Below are 19,491 nucleotides of genomic sequence, written 5' to 3'. Positions count from 1 at the left end.
CCCCAGGACCCCCTCCCATCCCAGGGCGCTCTCCGTGGGCAACAGCCAAAACCCCAGGACCCGCCTCTCCCCATTAGGGGCGATGCCCAGGGCCACATACACGCTTTCCCGTACGATCCCTTCTCCTTCCCTGAAGACCTTTAGGGAAAGCCCGTCCAGGTAGACGAAGGCCATCTCCTCGGGCAAAGGCCGGGTGCGGAAGGCTCCTGCCGCCTCCAGGACCTCGTCCGTCAGGGCGCTCAGGGTCTCGTGGGAGTAGCGGTGGCCTAAGAGCAGGCTCAGTATCTCGGCCGCCTTGCGCTGACTGACCCCGGCGGCGTAAAGGGCTACCGCCACTTCCCCCACGTCCACCAGGCGGCGGACGTAGGGCTTAAGGAAAGCCGGGTAATACCGAGATTCCCGATCCCTAGGGACCTTCAGGTCCACCTGGCCGAAGGTGGTCTCCAGCTTGCGGGGGTAGTAGCCGTTCCTGCGGCCTCCGTGCACCTGCAAGAAGGCCGTCCGGTCCAGCTCCAGAACCGTCTGCAGAACCTCGGCTACTGTCTCCCGCACCGCTTCCCTCAGCAAGATCCGCAAGGTATCCTGGTCCACGGGGCACCTCCTCGTGCTAAGGTGTGCCCCCCTATTAAACACGGGCCCTTACACATAAATCCTTACACGACCCTAGCCCATGAGAAAGCTCATTGAGGTTGCCCTACCCCTCGAGGCCATCAACCGGGAGTCCTTAGAAGAGAGATTTTCTTTTCACGGCCACCCGTCCACCCTGCACCTGTGGTGGGCCAGGCGGCCTCTGGCTTCGGCACGGGCGGTCCTCTTCGCCAGCCTGGTGGACGACCCTGGGGAGTACCTGCCTGAGGAGGAGGCCAAGGCGGAGCGCCAGCGGCTCTTTGGGCTCTTGGAGCGCTTGGTGAACTGGGACAGCGTGAAAGATCCCGAGGAAGCGGAAAAGGACAACGGGGTCATCGGGGAGGCCCGCTACGAGATCGCCAAAAGCCTCGCCCGTGCCCTGGGGGAGGAGCCCCCCGCCTCCCCCAGGGACAAGGAGCGGATCCAAGCCCTCCTGGAAAAGGCCCCCCCGGTCCTGGACCCCTTCGCTGGAGGGGGCACCATTCCCCTCGAGGCCCAGCGCCTGGGACTGAGGGCCTTTGCGGGAGACCTGAACCCCGTGGCCGTCCTCATCAACAAGGCCCTGATAGAAATCCCCGCCCGCTTTGCCGGGTTGCCCCCGGTGAACCCGGAGTACCGGGCCAAGCCCATAGGGAATAGTGCCTTTTCCCGAGCCGCAGGCCTGGCCCAGGACGTGCGCCACTACGGGGCCTGGATGCGGGAGGAGGCCAGGAAGCGCATCGGGCACCTTTACCTGGACCTGGACGGGGAAACGGTCATCGCCTGGCTCTGGGCCCGCACCGTGGCCTGCCCCAACCCCGCCTGCGGGGCGGAGGCCCCCCTGGTGCGCTCCTTCTGGCTCTCCAAGAAGGCGGGCAAGGGGGTCTACGTGGTGCCCGAGGTGCGGGAGGGCCAAGTCCAGTTCCGGGTGGAGCGGGGGGAGAAGCCCCCCGTGGAGGGCACCGTGGGCAGGCGGGGCGGGCGGTGTCTGGTGTGCGGGGCCCACATCCCCCTGGACCACGTGCGCAGGGAGGGGAAGGCGGGCCGCCTGGGGGCCAGGCTGATGGCCATCGTGACTGCGGGCGAAAAGGGGAGGAACTACCACGCCCCCACCCCAGAGCACGAGGAGGTGGCGAGGGGGGCGGTGCCGAGGTGGAGGCCGGACACGAAGCTTCCCGAGCAGGCCCTTGGCTTCCGGGTGCAGAACTACGGCCTCAGCACCCACGCCGACCTCTTCACCCCCCGCCAGCTGGTGGCCCTCACCACCTTCGCCGACCTGGTGGCGGAGGCCAGGGAGCGGGTGTACCAGGATGCCCTCGAGGCGGGCCTGTCCGATGACGGCATCCCCCTGGCGGAAGGGGGAAGGGGGGCCAAGGCCTATGCGGAGGCGGTGGGGGTGTACCTGGCTTTTGTCCTGGATCGCCTTGCAGAAAGTGGTAACTCGCTATCGAGATGGCAAAGCGGCGGAGAGAAAGTTGGTGGGGTCTTTGGTCGTCAAGCCCTCCCCATGGTTTGGGACTTCTCCGAGGTAAACCCCTTCTCTGATTCCACGCGCAACTTCATGGATGCAGTTGAATGGGTGGCCAAAGCCTTAGAAGCCCTCCCCGCCCACCCCGAGGGCCAGGCCCGCCAGGGGAACGCCCTGGACTCAGTAAACGGGGTGCCCACCCCGCCCCTCATCTCCACCGACCCGCCCTACTACGACAACGTTCCCTACGCCGACCTCTCTGACTTCTTCTACGTCTGGCTCCGCAAGTCCCTAGGGGACACCTACCCCAGCCTCTTCCGCACCCTCCTCACCCCCAAGGCCGAGGAGCTGGTGGCCGACCCCTACCGCCAGGGAGGCAGGGAGGCCGCCAAGCGCCACTTCGAGGAGGGCATGCGCCGGGTCTTCCAGAACCTCCGGGCCAAGGCCCACCCCCACTACCCCCTCTCCCTCTACTACGCCTTCAAGCAACAGGAGACCGAGGAGGGGGAGGAGGAAGAAGGAGGCACGGACAGGGTGGCCTCCACGGGTTGGGAGACCTTCCTGCAGGGCCTGGTGGATGCGGGCTTCCAGATCACCGCCACCTGGCCCATGCGCACGGAGCGCACTAACCGCTCCAGGGGGCAGAACTCCAACGCCCTAGCCTCCTCCATCGTCCTGGTCTGCCGCCCCCGGCCAGAGGACGCCCCCACCGCCACCCGCCAGGACTTCCTCCGGACCCTCCGGAGGGAGCTTCCTGAGGCCCTGCGCAAGCTCACCCAAGGAAGCATTCCCCCCGTGGACCTGGCCCAAAGCGCCATCGGCCCCGGCATGGCGGTCTACAGCCGCTTTGGGGCGGTGCTGGAACCCGATGGCCGGGCCATCCCCGTGCGGGAGGCCCTGGCCCTCATCAACCAGGTGCTGGACGAGTTCCTGGCCGAGGAGGAGGCCGAGCTGGACGCCCCCACCCGCTTCGCCATCGCCTGGTACGACCAGTACGGCTACGGCGAAGGCCCCTACGGGGACGCGGAAACCCTGGCCAAGGCCAAGAACGTCTCCGTGGCCGCGGTGAAGGAGGGGGGCATCCTGCGGGCCAAGGGAGGAAAGGTGCGCCTCCTCCGCCCCGAGGAGTACACCGCGGGCTGGGATCCCGCCCAGGACCGCCGTCTCTCCGCCTGGGAGGTGGCCCACGGGCTCATCAAAGCGCTGAAGGAGCAGGGGGAGAGCGCCGCCGCGAGCCTCCTGGCCCGCACCCCCGAGGCCCTGGCGGAAGGGGCCAGGGCATTGGCCTACCGCCTCTACGGGCTTGCCGAACGCAAGGGCCGCCTGGCGGAAGCCCAGGACTTCAACCTCCTGGCAGGAAGCTACGGCCACCTGAGCGTGGAGGCCCGCAAGACCCGGCGGGCGATACAGGAAGAGCTTTTCCGAGGTTAGCATTGACTAACCTTTTGGGTAGGTATACCATGGGGGTGTGAGGTGGGGCGCTACCGGGTGGTCTTCTACGAGGACGCCAGAGGGCGCTCGCAGGTGCGGGACTGGCTGGAAGACCTTAAGCGCCACAACCCCAAGCTCCACACTTTCGCCCTACGCCTGCTCTGGACGCTGGGGGAGCAAGGCCCGGACCTCCGCCCGCCTCTGGCCAAGCCGCTTGCTCACCTGGAAGCGCCCATCTGGGAACTCCGCCACCGCACGGGTATACGCCTCTACTACTGGCGCCAGGAAGAGCTTCTCTTCGTGGTGGCAGCGGGGGAGGTCAAGGACCAGGATAGCCCGGACCCCAAACTCCTCAAGCTGGCTGTCCAAGCCTATAAGGCCATGAAGAAGGGAAAGGTGAATTGATTATGGGCCGGCACATGGACTTCCGCCATTACTTCCAGGAGTCTCTGAAGGACCCCGAAAGCGCTCGCCTCTACCGGGAGGTTCTGGACGAGGAGCTTTCTTGGCTCCTGAGCTACCTGCGGGAGCTCAAGGGGCTTTCCCAGAAGGAGGTGGCCGAGCGCCTGGGGGTTTCCCGGAGCCGCGTGAGCCAAATGGAAACCTCCGCCGGGCTTTCCATGACCCTCGAGGGGCTGGCCCGCTACGCCCAGGCCCTGGGGCTTTCCCTGCGCCTGGAGTTCACCGACGAGGAGGGCGAGGTCCTGGCCCGCTTTGATCTGGGCGCGGACGAGCCCTTGGCTGCAGGTGCGGCTAAGGGCTGGGAGCCGGTGGCGGAAACCTGGACCACCCTGACCCAGAAGAGGAAGCAGGCGTTTGAGGAAATCGCCTAGGCCGATGGAAAGTAAGTCTGCCACCATCCGCAGGCTCTACCAGGAGGGCAAGAGCGTTTCTGCCATTGCCAAGGAGCTTGGCCTCACCTACCAGCGGGTCTACAACACCCTGCGCCGGGCGAAGCTCCTCCCCACCAAAGAGGGCGGAGAACCTTCCCCGGAAGCCTACGCAGACTTCATCGCCGGCCTGGAGATCCTGGGGGTGGAGCTCCTCGAGGTCCACGCCAAGCTGGAACGGTCGCCCCAGGGCTCCAAGCGCTTCGGCCCTCCTCCGGATGGGCTTTCTACCTTCGGCCCCACGAAGACCGAGGAGGGCTTCCAAGCGGGCCTGGAGCTTAGGCTGGAGTTCCAGGACGACGAGGGGAGCTTCGGCTTCGTCCACCTGCGCGTGGCCGCCCGCTACCGGTGCACCACTTTCCCCGACGAAGCCCTCTTCCAGGTCTTCCGGGAGCGCAACCTGCCCCTTAACCTCTGGCCTTATCTGAGAGTCTACGTGGACTTCCTCACCGCCCAGATGGGCCTGCCCCGGCTAGTGCTGCCCGCCATGAAGCTCTAGGCCCTCCGTGCCCATTTGGCCAGGCTTCCGGAGCCTGGCCGCGTATTCTTAGGAATATGGCGCTTAGCAACCGGGAAATCGTGGGGCGGGGCCTGGACCTTCTGAAGGCGGGCCTCGGCCCCTTCGTGGAGCGGGAGTACCGCCGGGTGTACGGGGAGGAATGGGCCCGGCAGGCCCTCGAGGTGCTGAAGGGCGACCGAGACAAACTGCAAGACCCCGACGCCCAGGCCCTCCTGAAGCTCATGGATTACCGCTGGCACGAGGTCTTTGACGAGAAGCTGGGTCAGTGGGGGCGCACCCTGGTGAAGGAGCTCATTGAGGTGCGCAACCGCCACGCCCACCAGAACGCCTTCACCCTGGAGGACGCCCACCGGGCCCTGGACACCATGACCCGCCTTCTGGAGATGGTGGCCGCAGAGGAAGCCCAGGAGACCGGGCGCCTAGCCCGGGAGCTTCTGCGCCGCCGCTTCGAGGAGGAGGCCAAGCGGGAGGTGGAGCGGGCGGCCAAGCTGCCCCAGCTACCCACCCCGTCCGGCCTCAAGCCCTGGCGGGAGGTGGCCACTCCCCACCCTGACGTGGCCTCGGGTCGCTTCAGCGAGGCCGAGTTTGCTGCCGACCTGGCCCAGGTCCTCCGGGGGGAGGCGAGCCCAGAGTACGGCGACCCCCTGGAGTTCTACCGCCGCACCCACCTCACGGGGGGGCTCAGGCGCCTCCTGCTGAACGCCCTCAGGCGCCTTTCGGGAGAAGGAGGCGACCCGGTGGTGGAGCTGCAGACGGCCTTCGGTGGCGGCAAGACCCACTCCATGCTGGCCCTCTACCACCTCTTCGGCGGAGGGCTCGACCCCCACGAAGTGCCCGGGCTGGAAGAGGTGTTGAAGGAAGCGGGCCTCACTCAGGCCCCCAAGGCCAGGCGGGCGGTGTTGGTGGGCACTGCCTTAGACCCTGCCAAGCGCCGCCCCAAGACGGAGGGAGTTGTGGTCCACACCCTCTGGGGGGAGATGGCCTACCAGATCGGCGGGGTGGAGGGCTACCGCCTGGTGGAGGAAGGGGACCTCCGGGGCGTGGCCCCAGGCTCCGACACCCTCAAGGAGCTTTTTGACCGCTTTGCCCCCGTCCTGGTCCTCATCGACGAGTGGGTAGCCTACCTGCGCAACCTCTACGGGGAGGAGGACCTCCCTGCGGGTACCTTCGACCAGAACCTCACCTTCGCCCAAGCCCTCACCGAGGCCGCCAAGCGGAGCGGGCGGACCCTGGTGGTGGCCTCCCTCCCCGCCTCCGACGCCGAGGTGGGGGGCGGGGGTGGGCGGGAAGCCCTCCTCCGTCTGCAGAACGTCTTTGGCCGCCTGGAGAGCGTCTGGCAGCCCGCCACCCAGGACGAGTCCTACGAGATCGTACGCCGCAGGCTCTTCCTGCCCCTCTCCGCCGAGGGCTTCCGGGACCGGGACGCCGTGGTACAGGCTTTCATGCGGCTTTACCGGGAGCACAAGGGAGAGTTCCCAGCGGAAACCGCCGAGGCCGACTACGAGCGCCGCATGAAGCTGGCCTACCCCATCCACCCCGAACTCTTCGACCGCCTCTATGGGGACTGGTCCACCCTCGAGGGCTTCCAGCGCACCCGGGGAGTACTGCGCCTGATGGCCGCCGTGGTCCACACCCTGTGGACCCGGGGGGATCCTTCCCTCATGATCCTGCCGGGAAGCCTACCCCTCGATGCCGGAGGGCCCCGGTATGAGCTCACCCGCCACCTCTCCCGCTTCCAGGAGGGCTTCGACCAGGTGCTGGACACGGACGTGGACGGCCCCAATGCCAAAGCCTTCCTCCTGGACAAGGAACGGCCTAACCTAGGCCGCCACCAGATGGCCCGGCGCACCGCCCGGGCGGTCTTCATGGCTACCGCCCCCGCCGCCGCCCCCATTGGGCGGCCTCGGGGAGTAGAGGGCATCCGGGTGCGCCTGGGGGTGGTCCAGCCTGGGGAGAACCCCTCCTTTGTGGGGGACGCCCTCAAAGCCCTCACCGACCAGCTCACCTACTTTCACGCGGAGGGGGACCGCTACTGGTTCGATACCCGCCCCAGCCTCAACCGCTTGGCCCAGGACCGGGCCGCGGCCTTGGACCCGGAGGAGGTGCGCCGGGAGCTGGTGGGTCGCATCCGTGCCTGGGCCAAGGAGCGTCCCAGCCTCTTCGCCGCCGTCCACGCTGTCCCCGAAGGTAGCGGGGACGTGCCCGACGAGCCCGCCCTACGCCTCGTGGTCCTGCCCCCCTGGGCCTCCCACACCAAAGGGGAATCGGAAGCGGAGCGCCTGGCGCGGGAGATCCTGGACCGGCGCGGGCAGGCTCCCAGGCTCTACCGCAACACCCTTCTCTTCCTAGCGGCGGAAGCCACCTCCTGGCCCGACCTGGAGGCGGCCTCGAGGGGCTACCTAGCTTGGAAGTCCATCTTGGAGGAAGCTCCCAGCCTGAACCTGGGGGATATGGACAGGGCCCAGGTGCGGTCGCGGCTTGTCGAGGCAGAGAACACCCTAAACACCCGCTTGGAAGAAGCCTACCGCCACCTCCTCAGCTTCCACCAACCCGACCCCAAGGCCCCCGACCTCGAGCTCCAGGCCCTCCGCCTCCAGGGAAGCGGCAAGCCCCTTGAGCGGGCGGCGAGCAAGGCCAAAAACGAGAGCCTAGTCTACACCGAGTGGCACCCCCGGTTCCTGCGGGACACCCTGGAACGCTACCGCTTCTTCACCGCCCGGGATTCCCAGGGCATCTTGCCCTTGCGCTGGCTTTGGGAAGCTTTCTGCACCTACCCCTACCTGCCCCGGTTGAAGGACGAGGAAGTCCTCCTGGCCTCCGTGCGGAAAGGGGTGGAGGACGGATTTTTCGGCTACGCAGAGCGCCTCGAGGGGGAGCACCCCAAGGGGGTGCTTTGGCGCGAAGGCGGGTTTGCCCCCAACCTGGCGGGGTTCCTCCTGGAGCAGGAGGTGGCGGAAAGGGCCAAGGCGGAGGAGAAGCCCCACCCCCCCGAGACCACAATGGAAAATACTGAAACTGCAACGCCAAACACGTTAGGAGGTGGATCTACCATAGCCCCGCCCGTCCCGCCTCCTCCCCCACCCCAGCCCAAGCCCAGGCGGTTCTACCTAAAGAAGGAGGTTCCTGCCACCGACCTCCTGCGGGAGGCCGACCTCTTGGCCAAGGAAATCGTCCTCCAACTGGCCAAGGAACCTGGGGTGCGGGTGCGGGTGGTCCTTGAGGTGGAGGCGGAGGCCGAAGAGGGCTTCCCGGAAGATCTCGCCCGGGCCCTGCGGGAAAACAGCAACGCCCTCAAGGCGGAGTATGGCCTCGAGGAGGCGTGAGGGGCAAGCCGAAACCCGGCTTAGGGAATCCCCTTCCCTCAACCATCTTCTCAGCCCACCCTTCGATGCTTCGACCCACCTCCCGGTCCTGCCCCAGGTCCATCCCATCGTCATCCCCGACCTGCCCAGCCTCTCCGGCCTCCTGGTGCGCCCCGGGGACCGGGTGGAGGAGGGGGAGCCCCTGGCCCGGTATGTGGACGAGGCTCCCCTGGAGGAGCTGGCCGAGAGGGCGGGGGCCAAGCAGGAGGAAGCCTCACGCCTCGAGGCCGACCTGGCCCGGTTGGAGGGGCGCTTCCGCCTGGAGAGGGAAGTCCTGGAGGGGGAGCTTGCCCGGGCCCGGGAGGCCCGGGACCGCCTGCGCTACCTGGCCGCCCAGGGGGCGGAGCCCCGGCTGAAGCTCCTGGAGGCCGAGGCCCGGGTGGAGGAGCTTCTGGCCAGGCGGAAGCGCCTGGTCCTGGACTACACCGGGGAGCGGGCCCACCTGGAGGAGCGCCTGCGGGAGGCCAGGCTGGAGGCCTCGAGGCTGGAGCGGAGGCGGGACCGGGAGGCGGAGCGCCAGCTGGTGCGCTCCCCCGTGGCCGGCCGGGTAGCCGAGGTGAAGGTGCGGGACCTCACCCCCAAGGGGGTGACGGTGGAGGTGGTGTTGGTGGGGGATTAGCGGCTTTCACACCCCACCCCGTCCCCGTCCCGGTCAAAGCGGTGCGGGTCGGGGGGAAGCACCTTGAAGTTGCGGAAGGGTATGTCCCCGCAGTCCAGGTCCGGGGGCGGCGGAGGGATGCAGACCGCGGGATAAGCGGGGTCGCACTTCCCGCTTCCCGGCCTCGAGGCCCCCTGCGCGCTCTCCCCCCACATCCCCGCCCCCCTGGCCCGGGCCTCCCGCGCCGCCTGGAGGTAGAGATCGGCGTACCGGACATTGGGCGGCACCGTGTAGGGCTCGGCCCACCCGGCGCGCACCACCTCCAGGTTCACCTGGCGGAAGCGCCTGGCCCCATAGGTCCAGTCTCCCTTGGGATCCTCCAGGTACAGGTAGGCCAGCACCCGGCGGTAGCGGTCCCGCTCCTGGACATCCAGCTCCACCCAGACCCGCTTTCCCTGGAGCAGGCGGGTGAGAAAGGCCTTGGCCTCGAGGCCCAGCCGCACCTCCTCCGGACCCGAGGTCCTCCGGTTGTACCCCGACTCCGGCGCATCTATCCCGATGAGCCGCACGGCGCCCACCCCGGCCAGCTCCACCGTGTCCCCGTCCACCACCCGCACCACTTGAAGGGGCCCCTGGAGCCCGCCTTGGGGGCTGAGGGCCAGGGCCAGACCCAGGAGGACCGCCCACGCGAGACCCAAAAGGGGCCTCATGCCCTTAGGGTAGCCCAGGCCCTCCGAGGCTCACCAAGTTCGGCCTCGAGGTCCCTTTTGCTCCTCGGAGCCCACGTAACCCAGCCACTCTTCCAGTGCCCGGTGCGAAACAATCAGCCTTCCTCCCAGCTTGACGGCCCTCAGGTTCCCGGAGTGGATGGCCCTGTAGACCAGGTTCTTGCTCAGCCCGAGGAGCTCGGCAACCTCTGCCACGCTGTAGCCCATCCTGTTGCCTGTTGTCTTGAGGCGGCCTGTTCCCGCCATCCGCTCCAAAGCACTCACGGCGGCTTCGAGGCGTTCCAGAAGCTCCCGAAAGTCAGGGGTGGGAATTACTCGAAGTTCCATAGGCTTTGCCTCGCAAGATAGCATGCTCTGGCTCGCCACAACCTCCCCCGCCCCTTCCCCCCACCCCCCCTCCCGGGGCGTCACCCTTGGGGCTCACCACAAAAACTGCCCTAAAGGAGGCTCTATGGTCGTCCTGGACGACAAAATTTGTTTTTCAAGAGCCAAAAGACCATACGCTACTCTCCCAGTGTGAACGGAAACCGCCGCTTACTCACGGTTAACCAACTAAGACAGATGCTTGGGCCCGAAATTATTGGCCGGGACTTGGCGTACAAAATAGCTCGCCAGCACGGAATTCGAATCGGGCGCAGGCTCCTAATTCCAGTACGGGTAGCAGAGGCCCTAATTGACGGGCGGTTAGAGGAGCTGGTTACGGAAAAAACGTCGAGTGACGCCAGGAGAGGCAGGGAGGGCCTGCAGTGATGCATGCCACGTTGGGTTACGTCCGCCTAGGCTACACGGTTTTGCCGCTTTCGCCAGGGGAGAAGCGGCCCCACGGGCCGGAGGAAAGCCTGGTCACCATCCGCGCCTGGTGGACGCGGGAGCCCAAGGCCGGGGTGGGCATCCTGGCCCCGGAGGGGTTCCGCCTGCCCCAGGGGAAGCGGCTTTACATCGTCAGGACCTCGGTCGAGCGGCTCCTTGCAGGAGAAAAGGAGGCCCCCCGCGTGGAGGCGCGGGGGTAGCGGAAAGGAGACTCCTATGCAGAAGTCTAATCCCATTGTAGCCGTCACCCTGGCAAAAGAGCGTCGTTGGCTTGTGTGGCGTGCTGAGGAACGGGAAGGCGGGCCGACCAAGGTGCCCTACTCTCCCAAGGGCTCTCCCAAGCCCTACCGGGCTTCGGTACGCCGCCCGGAGGACTGGGGCACCTACGAGGAGGCTCTGGCCGCCCTGAGGCGCTACCCGGGCCGCTACTCCGGCCTGGGGGTGGTCCTGGGTGGGGGGCTGGTGGGCATCGATCTCGACTGGAAGGGGTGGCCCGGGGAGGGCATTCCCCTCGAGGCCCAGGAGCTTCTGAGGCGGTTTGGGAGCTACGCTGAGCTTTCCCCATCTGGCAGGGGTTTGCACATCCTCCTCTGGGCCCACCTGGAAGGGGACCGGGCCGCCCGGTTCACCCTGGGCCCCATGGGGGTGGAGGTCTACGCCTACAAGGAGGTGGGAGGGCGGTTTTTCACCTACACGGGACTCCTCCTCCCGGGCTTCCCCCCTGAGCCCCAGGAGAGAACAGCAGAACTTCTGGACTTCCTAAAGGAGGCCCTTCCCCGGCGAGAGGAGGTGAAGCCCCCCGCCCCTCCCGAGGGGACTTCTCCCCGGAGGCTGAGGGCGATCCTCGAGGCCTATGCGGACCGGGTGGCAAGCGCCCCCGTGGGCACCCGTCACAACACCTTGATCGCCTACGCCAGGGCCGCTGGGGGGCTCCTCCCCCACGGGCTAGACCCCCACGAAGCGGAAGAAGTCCTGGTAGCCGCCGCCATGCAGGCCGGGCTTCCTGAGCGGGAGGCCCGGGAGGCGGTGCGATGGGGCCTCGAGGTGGGAAGCCGGGCACCCCTCCACCTAGAGGATCGGGGGGATTTTGGGCCAAAAGAGGTATTTTGGGCCAGCCCCTTGGCCCAAAATCCTGCATCGTCCTGGACGGCAAAAACCCGATTTTGGGCCAACGAAACATCACAATATAAGGACCCCAATCCCTGGAAGAAAGGGGGTGATGAGGGATGGCGGTGAAGCGCCTTGCCCTTCCCCAGGAGCCTCCCGTGGTGGAGTGGTTTGTGGACGAGCTCATCCCCTCGGGTTATGTGAGCGTCCTTTTTGCCAAGCAGGGGGAGGGCAAGACCCGCCTGGTGGCCTTCCTCGCCGTCCAGGCCCTCCGGCCCCAGGGGCTCTTCGGCAAGCGCCCCGTGAAGCGGGGGAAGGTGCTCATTTTGGATGCAGACGATCCCGGGGGGCTGGGCTACGCTCTTTGGCTTTGTCGCTTCCTCCGGGCCTACGAAGATGCCGATACAGCCCTCCTGGACCTCCGGGCCGTGGAGGGAGGCCTGACCCCCGAGGACGTGCGGGCCCTCGAGGAGGAGCTTCGCCAAGACCCCCCGGCCCTCATCGTGCTGGACGCCTTCTCTTCTGCCTTCTTGGGGGTGGATGTGATCAAGCCCCAGCAGGTGCACGCCCCCATCCGTGCCCTGACCTCCCTGGCCCAGGCCACGGGGGCGGCCCTCCTCCTGCTGGATCACGTAGGGAAGCTTGCCCCCGGGCAGACCGTGGCCGAAAAGGGGCCATTGGGCTCTACCGCCAAGCTCTTCTCCCCTCGGGCGGCTTTTGCCCTGGACCGCATACCCCCCAAAGAGGTGGAGGGCAGGGACGTGGTGAAGCTCACCTGTGTGAAGCAGTCCTATGCCCCCCTGCCGCCGCCCATTGGCCTCGAGCTGGTGTGGCTTGCGGATGGGGAGGGGGCCTACTTCAGGCCCTATCCCTTGCCCGAAGCAGTCACCCTGGAGGAGCGGGCGGAGAAGGCCATCCTAGAGCTTTTGGCGGAAGCAGGGGAAGAAGGCCTCCCCCGGAAAGCCCTCCTGGAGGAGGTGGTCCAGCGGGGCAACGTCTCCGAGCGCACCGCCAAGCGGGCCCTATCCGGGCTCAGGGAACGGGGGCTGGTGGAGGAGGTGGCGCTTCCGGGGAGAGGAGCCCCTAAGGTTCTCCGACTCCCCCGCCCTAATCTCTCTATGCCCTTGGCCCAAAATCGGGAAAATGCCGTCCAGGACGAGGAAGGATTTTGGGCCAACTCCTTGGCCCAAAATCGGGAGCTTGGCCCAAAATCGTCCCCCCTCCCTCCCCCCGTGCCAACCCCCCAGTCTGGGCTTGAGGAGGTGGAAGAATGGAGCCCTTGACCGTGAACCTGCTGGGCGTCCTAGAGGAGGCCACCTACACGGTACGCCGGGAGGGGGAGCGGGTGGTCTTCTCCCCTGCCCCGCCCCCTGAGCACCGCCCTACCCTGACTGCCTGGAAGCATGCCCTTCCCCACGCCCTAGAGGAGGGAAAGCGTATTCCCGCCCGGGAACTCCTCCGGCTGGAGCGCCTGACCTGCATCCTCCTGGCCCGGGAGGGCGTCCCCGAACCCGTATGGGCCACCTTCTACTACCCGGCCCAGAAGGAGCCCGAGCGGGTCCTGGCCCCCGTCGAAAACCTCTTCCCCCACCTCCTCTGGCGGGCTCGGAATCTCCCCGCCCCCCGGAGGGTGCACCTAGGCTCTACCGATGGCAGGATGGTCTTGGACCTCGAGGCCCCCCTGGTGATCTTCCTCCGGGTGGAGAGGAGCGGGCGGGTGGAAATCTACGGGTGGCCCGATGCACGGATGCGGGTCTACACAGAAGCCGCTGCCCGGGGACGAATGAACCCCAACCACATACTGCTGGAACGACAGGGAAAGTCAGTACATGGTAGCTACTGGACAGATATCCTCTAGACCCTAGGTCGCTAGGGGACCCACCCTTTCCGGGCATAGTGCCCCCCACCATACCCTCGCCCCCCTATTTTTCTGCCCCTCTCCCTCCTCCGTTCAGGAGGTAACCAGTGACTCCGGAAACAAAAGGTGACGCGTACAACAAGAACTGCCCCTTTGCGGAAAAAGGGGCGATTTCGCTTGTCCTGGACGGGATTTCTAGGGCTTGATCCCTTCCTTATACAGCTTCCACATGTAATCCCGCTGGTGGCGGGTAAGTCCCTCGACCCTTCCCCGGGCCATCTCCATCAATAACCTCCGGTGTCGAATAGGCAGCTCTTCGGATTGCGCCAAGGTCCAGTAGTAACCTTGTCTAAGCATCCCCTTAGGCCACACCCTGCCAAAAAGCACTACAATCCTGCCAAATCCCGGTACGGCAACAACAGGAAAAGGAAACGGGCAAGGCGAGTCTGGATGGAGAACCCACTTTTCAATTACCTCCCCCTGGATCTCAGGGTACTCAAAATATTCCCAGAGCAACCGAGGGCGAAGGCACTCCAGAAGAGCCACGTCAGGTTCCTTTACCCAGTTTGCCACCCTCCCAATGCAGTTCCCCAAAAAGAGCGCCATGAGGTCGAAGGGCCGGCTCCTCACCCCGCTTAGGACCACAGGCACGGGCAAGCCGAGATCAATCGCGCGCCGCAACTCTCCGTAAGGGACTGCCATTTACTTGACCTCCTCAGGCGGCAGAGCCCGGAGCCAGTCGTCGAGGAGTTCAGCCAGGCGCTTCCAACCTCCAGCCCGCTTCGCCAGACGCCGAAGGCCCCGGTAGACAGACTCTTTTCGGGCCGCAGGGGTATCTGGGGCCACAATCGCACGCACCTCCCGGGCGAACGCTTTCTCATCTGGAATACCCCACTTCGCTCGTTCCAGAAACGTGCTGAACAGGGGATGCGCCCGTACCCTGCGCTGGGCCAAAACCCGAAACACCGGATCTCCAACCAGCCGCGCCTTAGCCAACTCGTAGAGGGCAGGTTCCTCCAAAAAGGTCCCCAGGTAGTAGACTGCCTTACTTGGCTTAAGACCAAACACTCCAAGCAACCTAAGGGTCAACGCATTAGGAACAAGGTCATGCTGATTGCCTTTAGACTTTGCCGATAGGATTTCTCGGAGCACAGCTACAAACACCCCTAGGGGTACGTCAGCCATAGAAAGCAGTGCGTCAATTTGCAGAGCGCGATCTAGATCGGAATGGGGAACAACCAAGCCAGAGTCTGCTGTAAAGCGAATTCCCAGAGCGTTGAACTGAGCCATGCCCGTCACGACCAGGACGGGCACCTTGAGGTCGCCCCCACCTTCTCGCTTCTCAGCGATGCGCTGGAGGGCGTAATAGCGGTAGTGACCATCGAGTAAAACGAAAGGCGGATTAACCAACGTCAGCCGTCGGTACACGACGAGAGGGTGGATAAGGCCGTTCCTGAGGATCGAGTCGCGGAACCGCTCGATCACCTCCCAGTTGTAATGAGCCCTGGGTGGAGTGGCGTTAGGCACGATTTGGCTGATGGGCACCCACTCAATGGGCGTGGAGGTGTCGCCAACCAACGTGACCCGCCCCTCAACGATCACTTCTCTTGGGGACAAAACCCTCAGGGTAGCCATGTGAAGGGCTTGCTGGTCCGCCTCAGGCCAAGCCTGGCTTTGGGCCTCGGTTTGGGGTGGTCTGAAGAGAGCCCCTAGCATATACCAAACCATAGTCGTCCCCATCCCCCAAACGCACTTTTCGAATAACCTCCCCCCTCTTAGGAAGACAGTCCATCTAAAGGAGCAAGGATTATAGCCCCGCTAGGTAGGATGTAGCCAACTATGGGAAAGGCTTTGCCTTTGCCAGAAGCGACGGGAGGAAAGCATGGCACGCGGTAAAGGAGGAGGCTCCACCTATTACGACGCCACCAAGAGCAAATGGGTGGCCGAGCTCAAGTGGGTTGATCCCGCTACGGGCAAGCTCCTCAAGGCGAAGCGCTACGCCAATAGCCGCCGCGAGGCGGAAAAGCTCTTAGCCGAGCTGGTAGACCAGAAATCCAAGGGCCTCCTGGCCGAACCCTCCAAGCAGAGTACCCGCGAGTTTGCCCTGGAGTACCTGAAGCGCCTGGAGCGGGAGGGCTTGCGACCAAACTCTCTCCGCCTCGCCAAAGAAGAACTCATGCGCGCTATGCCCTCCCTCAAAGACCCTTTTGCCCATGATCCCTTAGGCCGCATGCGCTTGCAGGAGGTACGCCCTGCCCACATTCGCGGGGTGCTAGACAGGGTCATGGAGCAGGGGTACTCGGCCAGAACGGTCGGCAAAGTCCTCATGCGCCTAAAGGCCCTCTTCCGCGAGGCACTCCGCCTAGAGCTGGTGGCCCGCAACCCCGCAGAGGCGGTGAGCCTACGCCTATCCCAGGGGGAGAAAGCCGCCCGGGCTCTGGAGCCCCACGAGGTGGCCCGCCTCCTGGAGGAGGCGGAGCGGTCCAAAAGCCCCGATATGGCCCTCCTCCTCCGCCTTATGCTGGCAACGGGGCTACGCCGGGGGGAGGCTCTTGCCCTGCAATGGCGGGACATCGATTTCACCCGAGGAGAACTGACGGTATGGCGTTCATGGACCAAAGTAGAGGGCAAGGGAACTTTCAGCGCTCCCAAGACCAGGCATGCCCGTAGAAAAGTCCCCTTACCCCGGGGACTACTCCTGCGCTTGCAGGAGCGCCGCCAGAAGCTTCTGGAGCGCCTAACCCCGGAGGAGCTTTGGGAGCTCTTCCTCTTCGGCGGTGGAAAACCTTATGACCCGGATGCCTTCAACCACTATCTCCGCCGCCTGGCAGAGAAGGCAGGCCTGGGTCGGGTGCGGGTGCACGACCTCCGACACACCTGGGCCTCCCTGGCCCTCTCCCGAGGCATCCCCCTGGAGGTGGTGAGTGAGCGCCTGGGCCACGCAAACCCCAACATCACCTTGGGCATTTACCGCCATCTCCTGGAAGAGGAGCGCCGGGGTTATGTAATAGACTTGGAAGACCTCCTAAAAAGCTCTGGAAACAGGCCCCTAGCCTGAGCAAATGGCCCTCCAAATAGCCCCCTAAAGCACTTCCCCCCTCGCTACCGAGGGGGGAAGCTTTGCGTCTTCATCGTGGTGGGCGATGGTGGACTTGAACCACCGACCTCACGCTTATCAGGCGTGCGCTCTGACCAGCTGAGCTAATCGCCCCCGCACGCAAAAACCAGCTTAGCGAGGGGAAGCCCTTCCGTCAAGATACCAGCGGTGTACTCCCACGGCCCCTTGACAGTCTTGTTTTGGTCTGGTAGTTTTTTCTTTGCGCTGCCTGAAGGGGCGGCGGGGGATCTTGAAAGCTGGGGTGGAGGATAGGTGGTTGGAGGCCGTGATGAGCGGCCTTTGAGGGTCAAGATGCTAAGGGCCCACGGTGGATGCCTTGGCCCCCGAGCCGATGAAGGACGTGGCTACCTGCGATAAGCCAGGGGGAGCCGGTAGCGGGCGTTGATCCCTGGATGTCCGAATGGGGGAACCCGGCCCGTGGGAACACGGGTCACCGCCGATTTGGCGGGGGGAACCTGGGGAACTGAAACATCTCAGTACCCAGAGGAGAGGAAAGCGAAAGCGACTCCCTGAGTAGCGGCGAGCGAAAGGGGAAGAGCCTAAACCGCCTGGCTTGTCCGGGCGGGGTAGTGGGGCCCTCGGATGCCGAATCTCTGACCCTAGCCGAAGCTGCTGGGAAGCAGCGCCAGAGAAGGTGAAAGCCCTGTAGGCGAAAGGGGAGGGGATAGGTGAGGGTACCCGAGTACCCCGTGGTTCGTGGAGCCATGGGGGAATCTGGGCGGACCACCGCCTAAGGCTAAGTACTCCGGGTGACCGATAGCGCACCAGTACCGTGAGGGAAAGGTGAAAAGAACCCCGGGAGGGGAGTGAAATAGAGCCTGAAACCGTGGGCTTACAAGCAGTCGCGGCCCCTTTGGGGGTTGCGGCGTGCCTATTGAAGCATGAGCCGGCGACTCACGGTCGTGGGCGAGCTTAAGCCGTTGAGGCGGAGGCGTAGGGAAACCGAGTCCGAACAGGGCGTTAGTCCGCGGCCGTGGACCCGAAACCGGGTGAGCTAGCCCTGGCCAGGGTGAAGCTGGGGTGAAGCCCAGTGGAGGCCCGAACCGGTGGGGGATGCAAACCCCTCGGATGAGCTGGGGTTAGGAGTGAAAAGCTAACCGAACCCGGAGATAGCTGGTTCTCCCCGAAATGACTTTAGGGTCAGCCTCAGGCGCTGACTGGGGCCTGTAGAGCACTGATAGGGCTAGGGGGCCCACCAGCCTACCAAACCCTGTCAAACTCCGAAGGGTCCCAGGTGGAGCCTGGGAGTGAGGGCGCGGGCGATAACGTCCGCGTCCGAGCGCGGGAACAACCGAGACCGCCAGCTAAGGTCCCGAAGTCTGGGCTAAGTGGGAAAGGATGTGGCGTCGCTGAGACAGCCAGGAGGTTGGCTTAGAAGCAGCCATCCTTTAAAGAGTGCGTAATAGCTCACTGGTCGAGCGACGCTGCGCCGAAAATGATCGGGGCTTAAGCCCAGCGCCGAAGCTGCGGGTCTGGGGGGTGATCCCCCAGGCGGTAGGGGAGCGTTCCCGATGCCGATGAAGGTCGTCCGCGAGGGCGGCTGGAGGTAAGGGAAGTGCGAATGCCGGCATGAGTAACGATAAACAGGGTGAGAATCCCTGTCGCCGTAAGCCCAAGGGTTCCTACGCAATGGTCGTCAGCGTAGGGTTAGGCGGGACCTAAGGTGAGGCCGAAAGGCGTAGCCGAAGGGCAGCCGGTTAATATTCCGGCCCTTCCCATGGGTGCGATGGGGGGACGCTCTAGGCTAGGGGGACCGGAGCCATGGACGAGCCCGGCCAGAAGCGCAGGGTGGGGGGTAGGCAAATCCGCTCCCCGGGAGCTCTGCGTGGTGGGGAAGCCCGTGAGGGTGACAACCCCCCGAAGCCAGGGAGCCAAGAAAAGCCTCTAAGCACAACCCATGGGAACCCGTACCGGAAACCGACACAGGTGGGCGGGTGCAAGAGCACTCAGGCGCGCGGGAGAACCCTCGCCAAGGAACTCTGCAAGTTGGCCCCGTAACTTCGGGAGAAGGGGTGCTCCCGGTGGTGCCTCCGGGCACCATTGGGGAGCCGCAGTGAACAGGCTCTGGCGACTGTTTACCAAAAACACAGCTCTCTGCGAACTCGTAAGAGGAGGTATAGGGAGCGACGCTTGCCCGGTGCCGGAAGGTCAAGGGGAAGGGTGCAAGCCCTGAACCGAAGCCCCGGTGAACGGCGGCCGTAACTATAACGGTCCTAAGGTAGCGAAATTCCTTGTCGGGTAAGTTCCGACCTGCACGAAAAGCGTAACGACCGGAGCGCTGTCTCGGCGAGGGACCCGGTGAAATTGAACTGGCCGTGAAGATGCGGCCTACCCGTGGCAGGACGAAAAGACCCCGTGGAGCTTTACTGCAGCCTGGTGTTGGCTCTTGGTCGCGTCTGCGTAGGATAGGTGGGAGCCTGTGAAGCCGCCCTTTCGGGGGCGGTGGAGGCGCCGGTGAAATACCACCCTGATGCGGCTGGGGGCCTAACCCAAGGAATTGGGGACAGCGCTTGGCGGGCAGTTTGACTGGGGCGGTCGCCTCCTAAAGGGTAACGGAGGCGCCCAAAGGTTCCCTCAGGCGGGACGGAAATCCGCCGGAGAGCGCAAGGGTAGAAGGGAGCCTGACTGTGAGGCCTGCAAGCCGAGCAGGGGCGAAAGCCGGGCCTAGTGAACCGGTGGTCCCGTGTGGAAGGGCCATCGATCAACGGATAAAAGTTACCCCGGGGATAACAGGCTGATCTCCCCCGAGCGTCCACAGCGGCGGGGAGGTTTGGCACCTCGATGTCGGCTCGTCGCATCCTGGGGCTGAAGAAGGTCCCAAGGGTTGGGCTGTTCGCCCATTAAAGCGGCACGCGAGCTGGGTTCAGAACGTCGTGAGACAGTTCGGTCTCTATCCGCCACGGGCGCAGGAGGCTTGAGGGGGGCTCTTCCTAGTACGAGAGGACCGGAAGGGACGCACCTCTGGTTTCCCAGCTGTCCCTCCAGGGGCATAAGC

Annotated in this window: 15 protein-coding genes, 1 tRNA gene, 1 rRNA gene and 1 pseudogene; 12 read left to right on the top strand and 6 right to left on the bottom strand. The window is 65.1% G+C overall.

Annotation, left to right across the window (positions count from 1 at the left end; genetic code table 11):
- A pseudogene (locus G584_RS0110555) lies at positions 1 to 633 on the bottom strand (IS256-like element ISTth4 family transposase); the annotation flags it as partial.
- Positions 634 to 670: 37 nt separating this feature from the next.
- Between G584_RS0110555 and G584_RS0110550 the strand changes: the two are divergent.
- Genes G584_RS0110550 through G584_RS0110525 form a run of 6 tightly spaced genes read left to right on the top strand, consistent with a single transcriptional unit; the run spans position 671 to position 8,896 of the window.
- On the top strand, positions 671 to 3,505 hold the full coding sequence (locus G584_RS0110550; RefSeq protein WP_018110664.1) for a DUF1156 domain-containing protein: 2,835 nt from the start codon (positions 671 to 673) through the stop codon (positions 3,503 to 3,505).
- 42 nt (positions 3,506 to 3,547) lie between these two features.
- Positions 3,548 to 3,910 (top strand): type II toxin-antitoxin system RelE/ParE family toxin, encoded by a 363-nt coding sequence (locus G584_RS0110545; RefSeq protein ID WP_018110665.1) that lies wholly within the window; start codon positions 3,548 to 3,550, stop codon positions 3,908 to 3,910.
- Positions 3,911 to 3,912: 2 nt separating this feature from the next.
- Entirely contained in the window at positions 3,913 to 4,338 is a 426-nt protein-coding gene (locus tag G584_RS12200; protein ID WP_083922066.1) for a helix-turn-helix domain-containing protein, read from the top strand.
- 4 nt (positions 4,339 to 4,342) lie between these two features.
- A complete protein-coding gene (locus G584_RS0110535) occupies positions 4,343 to 4,894 on the top strand; it encodes a helix-turn-helix domain-containing protein (protein WP_018110667.1) in 552 nt (183 codons plus the stop codon).
- A 56-nt stretch (positions 4,895 to 4,950) separates the two neighbouring features.
- On the top strand, positions 4,951 to 8,238 hold the full coding sequence (locus tag G584_RS0110530; RefSeq protein ID WP_028494585.1) for a Swt1 family HEPN domain-containing protein: 3,288 nt from the start codon (positions 4,951 to 4,953) through the stop codon (positions 8,236 to 8,238).
- The gene (locus tag G584_RS0110525; protein ID WP_018110669.1) at positions 8,219 to 8,896 is read left to right on the top strand and encodes an HlyD family secretion protein; all 678 of its coding nucleotides are present in this window, start codon (positions 8,219 to 8,221) and stop codon (positions 8,894 to 8,896) included. Before G584_RS0110530 ends, G584_RS0110525 begins: the two co-directional genes overlap by 20 nt.
- Here G584_RS0110525 and G584_RS0110520 read toward each other — a convergent pair.
- Together G584_RS0110520 and G584_RS12850 are read right to left on the bottom strand one after the other, a co-directional pair.
- The gene (locus G584_RS0110520; protein WP_018110670.1) at positions 8,893 to 9,585 is read right to left on the bottom strand and encodes a thermonuclease family protein; all 693 of its coding nucleotides are present in this window, start codon (positions 9,583 to 9,585) and stop codon (positions 8,893 to 8,895) included. The genes G584_RS0110525 and G584_RS0110520 overlap by 4 nt on opposite strands.
- A gap of 30 nt (positions 9,586 to 9,615) precedes the next feature.
- Positions 9,616 to 9,930: a helix-turn-helix domain-containing protein gene (locus tag G584_RS12850; RefSeq protein WP_211207069.1), complete on the bottom strand. Its 315-nt coding sequence runs from the start codon at positions 9,928 to 9,930 to the stop codon at positions 9,616 to 9,618.
- A gap of 422 nt (positions 9,931 to 10,352) precedes the next feature.
- Here G584_RS12850 and G584_RS0110505 point away from each other — a divergent pair, with 422 nt between their 5' ends.
- The 4 genes from G584_RS0110505 to G584_RS0110490 are packed head-to-tail and all read left to right on the top strand — an operon-like array spanning position 10,353 to position 13,378.
- Positions 10,353 to 10,613, top strand: a complete 261-nt coding sequence (locus tag G584_RS0110505; protein WP_026174959.1) for a bifunctional DNA primase/polymerase — start codon at positions 10,353 to 10,355, stop codon at positions 10,611 to 10,613.
- A 16-nt stretch (positions 10,614 to 10,629) separates the two neighbouring features.
- Positions 10,630 to 11,649: a DNA primase gene (locus G584_RS12990; protein ID WP_245563398.1), complete on the top strand. Its 1,020-nt coding sequence runs from the start codon at positions 10,630 to 10,632 to the stop codon at positions 11,647 to 11,649.
- The gene (locus G584_RS0110495) at positions 11,640 to 12,803 is read left to right on the top strand and encodes an AAA family ATPase (RefSeq protein WP_018110672.1); all 1,164 of its coding nucleotides are present in this window, start codon (positions 11,640 to 11,642) and stop codon (positions 12,801 to 12,803) included. The genes G584_RS12990 and G584_RS0110495 overlap by 10 nt, the downstream gene beginning before the upstream one ends.
- Complete coding sequence (locus tag G584_RS0110490; RefSeq protein ID WP_018110673.1) at positions 12,791 to 13,378, top strand: hypothetical protein; 588 nt, start codon at positions 12,791 to 12,793, stop codon at positions 13,376 to 13,378. Before G584_RS0110495 ends, G584_RS0110490 begins: the two co-directional genes overlap by 13 nt.
- A 195-nt stretch (positions 13,379 to 13,573) precedes the next feature.
- Here the strand turns inward: G584_RS0110490 and G584_RS0110485 are convergent, their stop codons facing one another.
- Both G584_RS0110485 and G584_RS0110480 read right to left on the bottom strand, forming a co-directional pair.
- Positions 13,574 to 14,080 carry a hypothetical protein gene (locus tag G584_RS0110485; protein ID WP_018110674.1) on the bottom strand — a complete coding sequence of 169 codons (507 nt, stop codon included), beginning with the start codon at positions 14,078 to 14,080 and terminating at the stop codon, positions 13,574 to 13,576.
- The gene (locus tag G584_RS0110480) at positions 14,081 to 15,013 is read right to left on the bottom strand and encodes a ParB/RepB/Spo0J family partition protein (protein ID WP_169333335.1); all 933 of its coding nucleotides are present in this window, start codon (positions 15,011 to 15,013) and stop codon (positions 14,081 to 14,083) included.
- Between the two features lie 247 nt (positions 15,014 to 15,260).
- Between G584_RS0110480 and G584_RS0110475 the strand changes: the two genes are divergently transcribed.
- Positions 15,261 to 16,436: a tyrosine-type recombinase/integrase gene (locus tag G584_RS0110475; protein WP_018110676.1), complete on the top strand. Its 1,176-nt coding sequence runs from the start codon at positions 15,261 to 15,263 to the stop codon at positions 16,434 to 16,436.
- Positions 16,437 to 16,512: 76 nt separating this feature from the next.
- Here the strand turns inward: G584_RS0110475 and G584_RS0110470 are convergent.
- A tRNA-Ile gene (locus G584_RS0110470) sits at positions 16,513 to 16,589 on the bottom strand.
- Positions 16,590 to 16,780: 191 nt separating this feature from the next.
- On the opposite strand from G584_RS0110470, the gene G584_RS0110465 reads away from it, so the two are divergent.
- A 23S ribosomal RNA gene (locus G584_RS0110465) occupies positions 16,781 to 19,491 on the top strand; the annotation flags it as partial.

The organism is Thermus antranikianii DSM 12462 (genome assembly GCF_000423905.1).
Taxonomy (GTDB): Bacteria; Deinococcota; Deinococci; order Deinococcales; family Thermaceae; genus Thermus; species Thermus antranikianii.
This window is presented reverse-complemented; position numbering and strand designations above follow the sequence as displayed.

Bases quoted from the DNA above. Each gene is read 5' to 3' on its own strand.
- G584_RS0110550 (WP_018110664.1), top strand. From the start codon at position 671: ATGAGAAAGCTCATTGAGGTTGCCCTACCCCTCGAGGCCATCAACCGG.
- G584_RS12200 (WP_083922066.1), top strand. From the start codon at position 3,913: ATGGGCCGGCACATGGACTTCCGCCATTACTTCCAGGAGTCTCTGAAG.
- G584_RS0110535 (WP_018110667.1), top strand. From the start codon at position 4,343: ATGGAAAGTAAGTCTGCCACCATCCGCAGGCTCTACCAGGAGGGCAAG.
- G584_RS0110530 (WP_028494585.1), top strand. From the start codon at position 4,951: ATGGCGCTTAGCAACCGGGAAATCGTGGGGCGGGGCCTGGACCTTCTG.
- G584_RS0110525 (WP_018110669.1), top strand. From the start codon at position 8,219: ATGGCCTCGAGGAGGCGTGAGGGGCAAGCCGAAACCCGGCTTAGGGAA.
- G584_RS0110520 (WP_018110670.1), bottom strand. From the start codon at position 9,585: ATGAGGCCCCTTTTGGGTCTCGCGTGGGCGGTCCTCCTGGGTCTGGCC.
- G584_RS12850 (WP_211207069.1), bottom strand. From the start codon at position 9,930: ATGGAACTTCGAGTAATTCCCACCCCTGACTTTCGGGAGCTTCTGGAA.
- G584_RS0110505 (WP_026174959.1), top strand. From the start codon at position 10,353: ATGCATGCCACGTTGGGTTACGTCCGCCTAGGCTACACGGTTTTGCCG.
- G584_RS12990 (WP_245563398.1), top strand. From the start codon at position 10,630: ATGCAGAAGTCTAATCCCATTGTAGCCGTCACCCTGGCAAAAGAGCGT.
- G584_RS0110495 (WP_018110672.1), top strand. From the start codon at position 11,640: ATGGCGGTGAAGCGCCTTGCCCTTCCCCAGGAGCCTCCCGTGGTGGAG.
- G584_RS0110490 (WP_018110673.1), top strand. From the start codon at position 12,791: ATGGAGCCCTTGACCGTGAACCTGCTGGGCGTCCTAGAGGAGGCCACC.
- G584_RS0110485 (WP_018110674.1), bottom strand. From the start codon at position 14,080: ATGGCAGTCCCTTACGGAGAGTTGCGGCGCGCGATTGATCTCGGCTTG.
- G584_RS0110480 (WP_169333335.1), bottom strand. From the start codon at position 15,013: ATGGCTACCCTGAGGGTTTTGTCCCCAAGAGAAGTGATCGTTGAGGGG.
- G584_RS0110475 (WP_018110676.1), top strand. From the start codon at position 15,261: ATGGCACGCGGTAAAGGAGGAGGCTCCACCTATTACGACGCCACCAAG.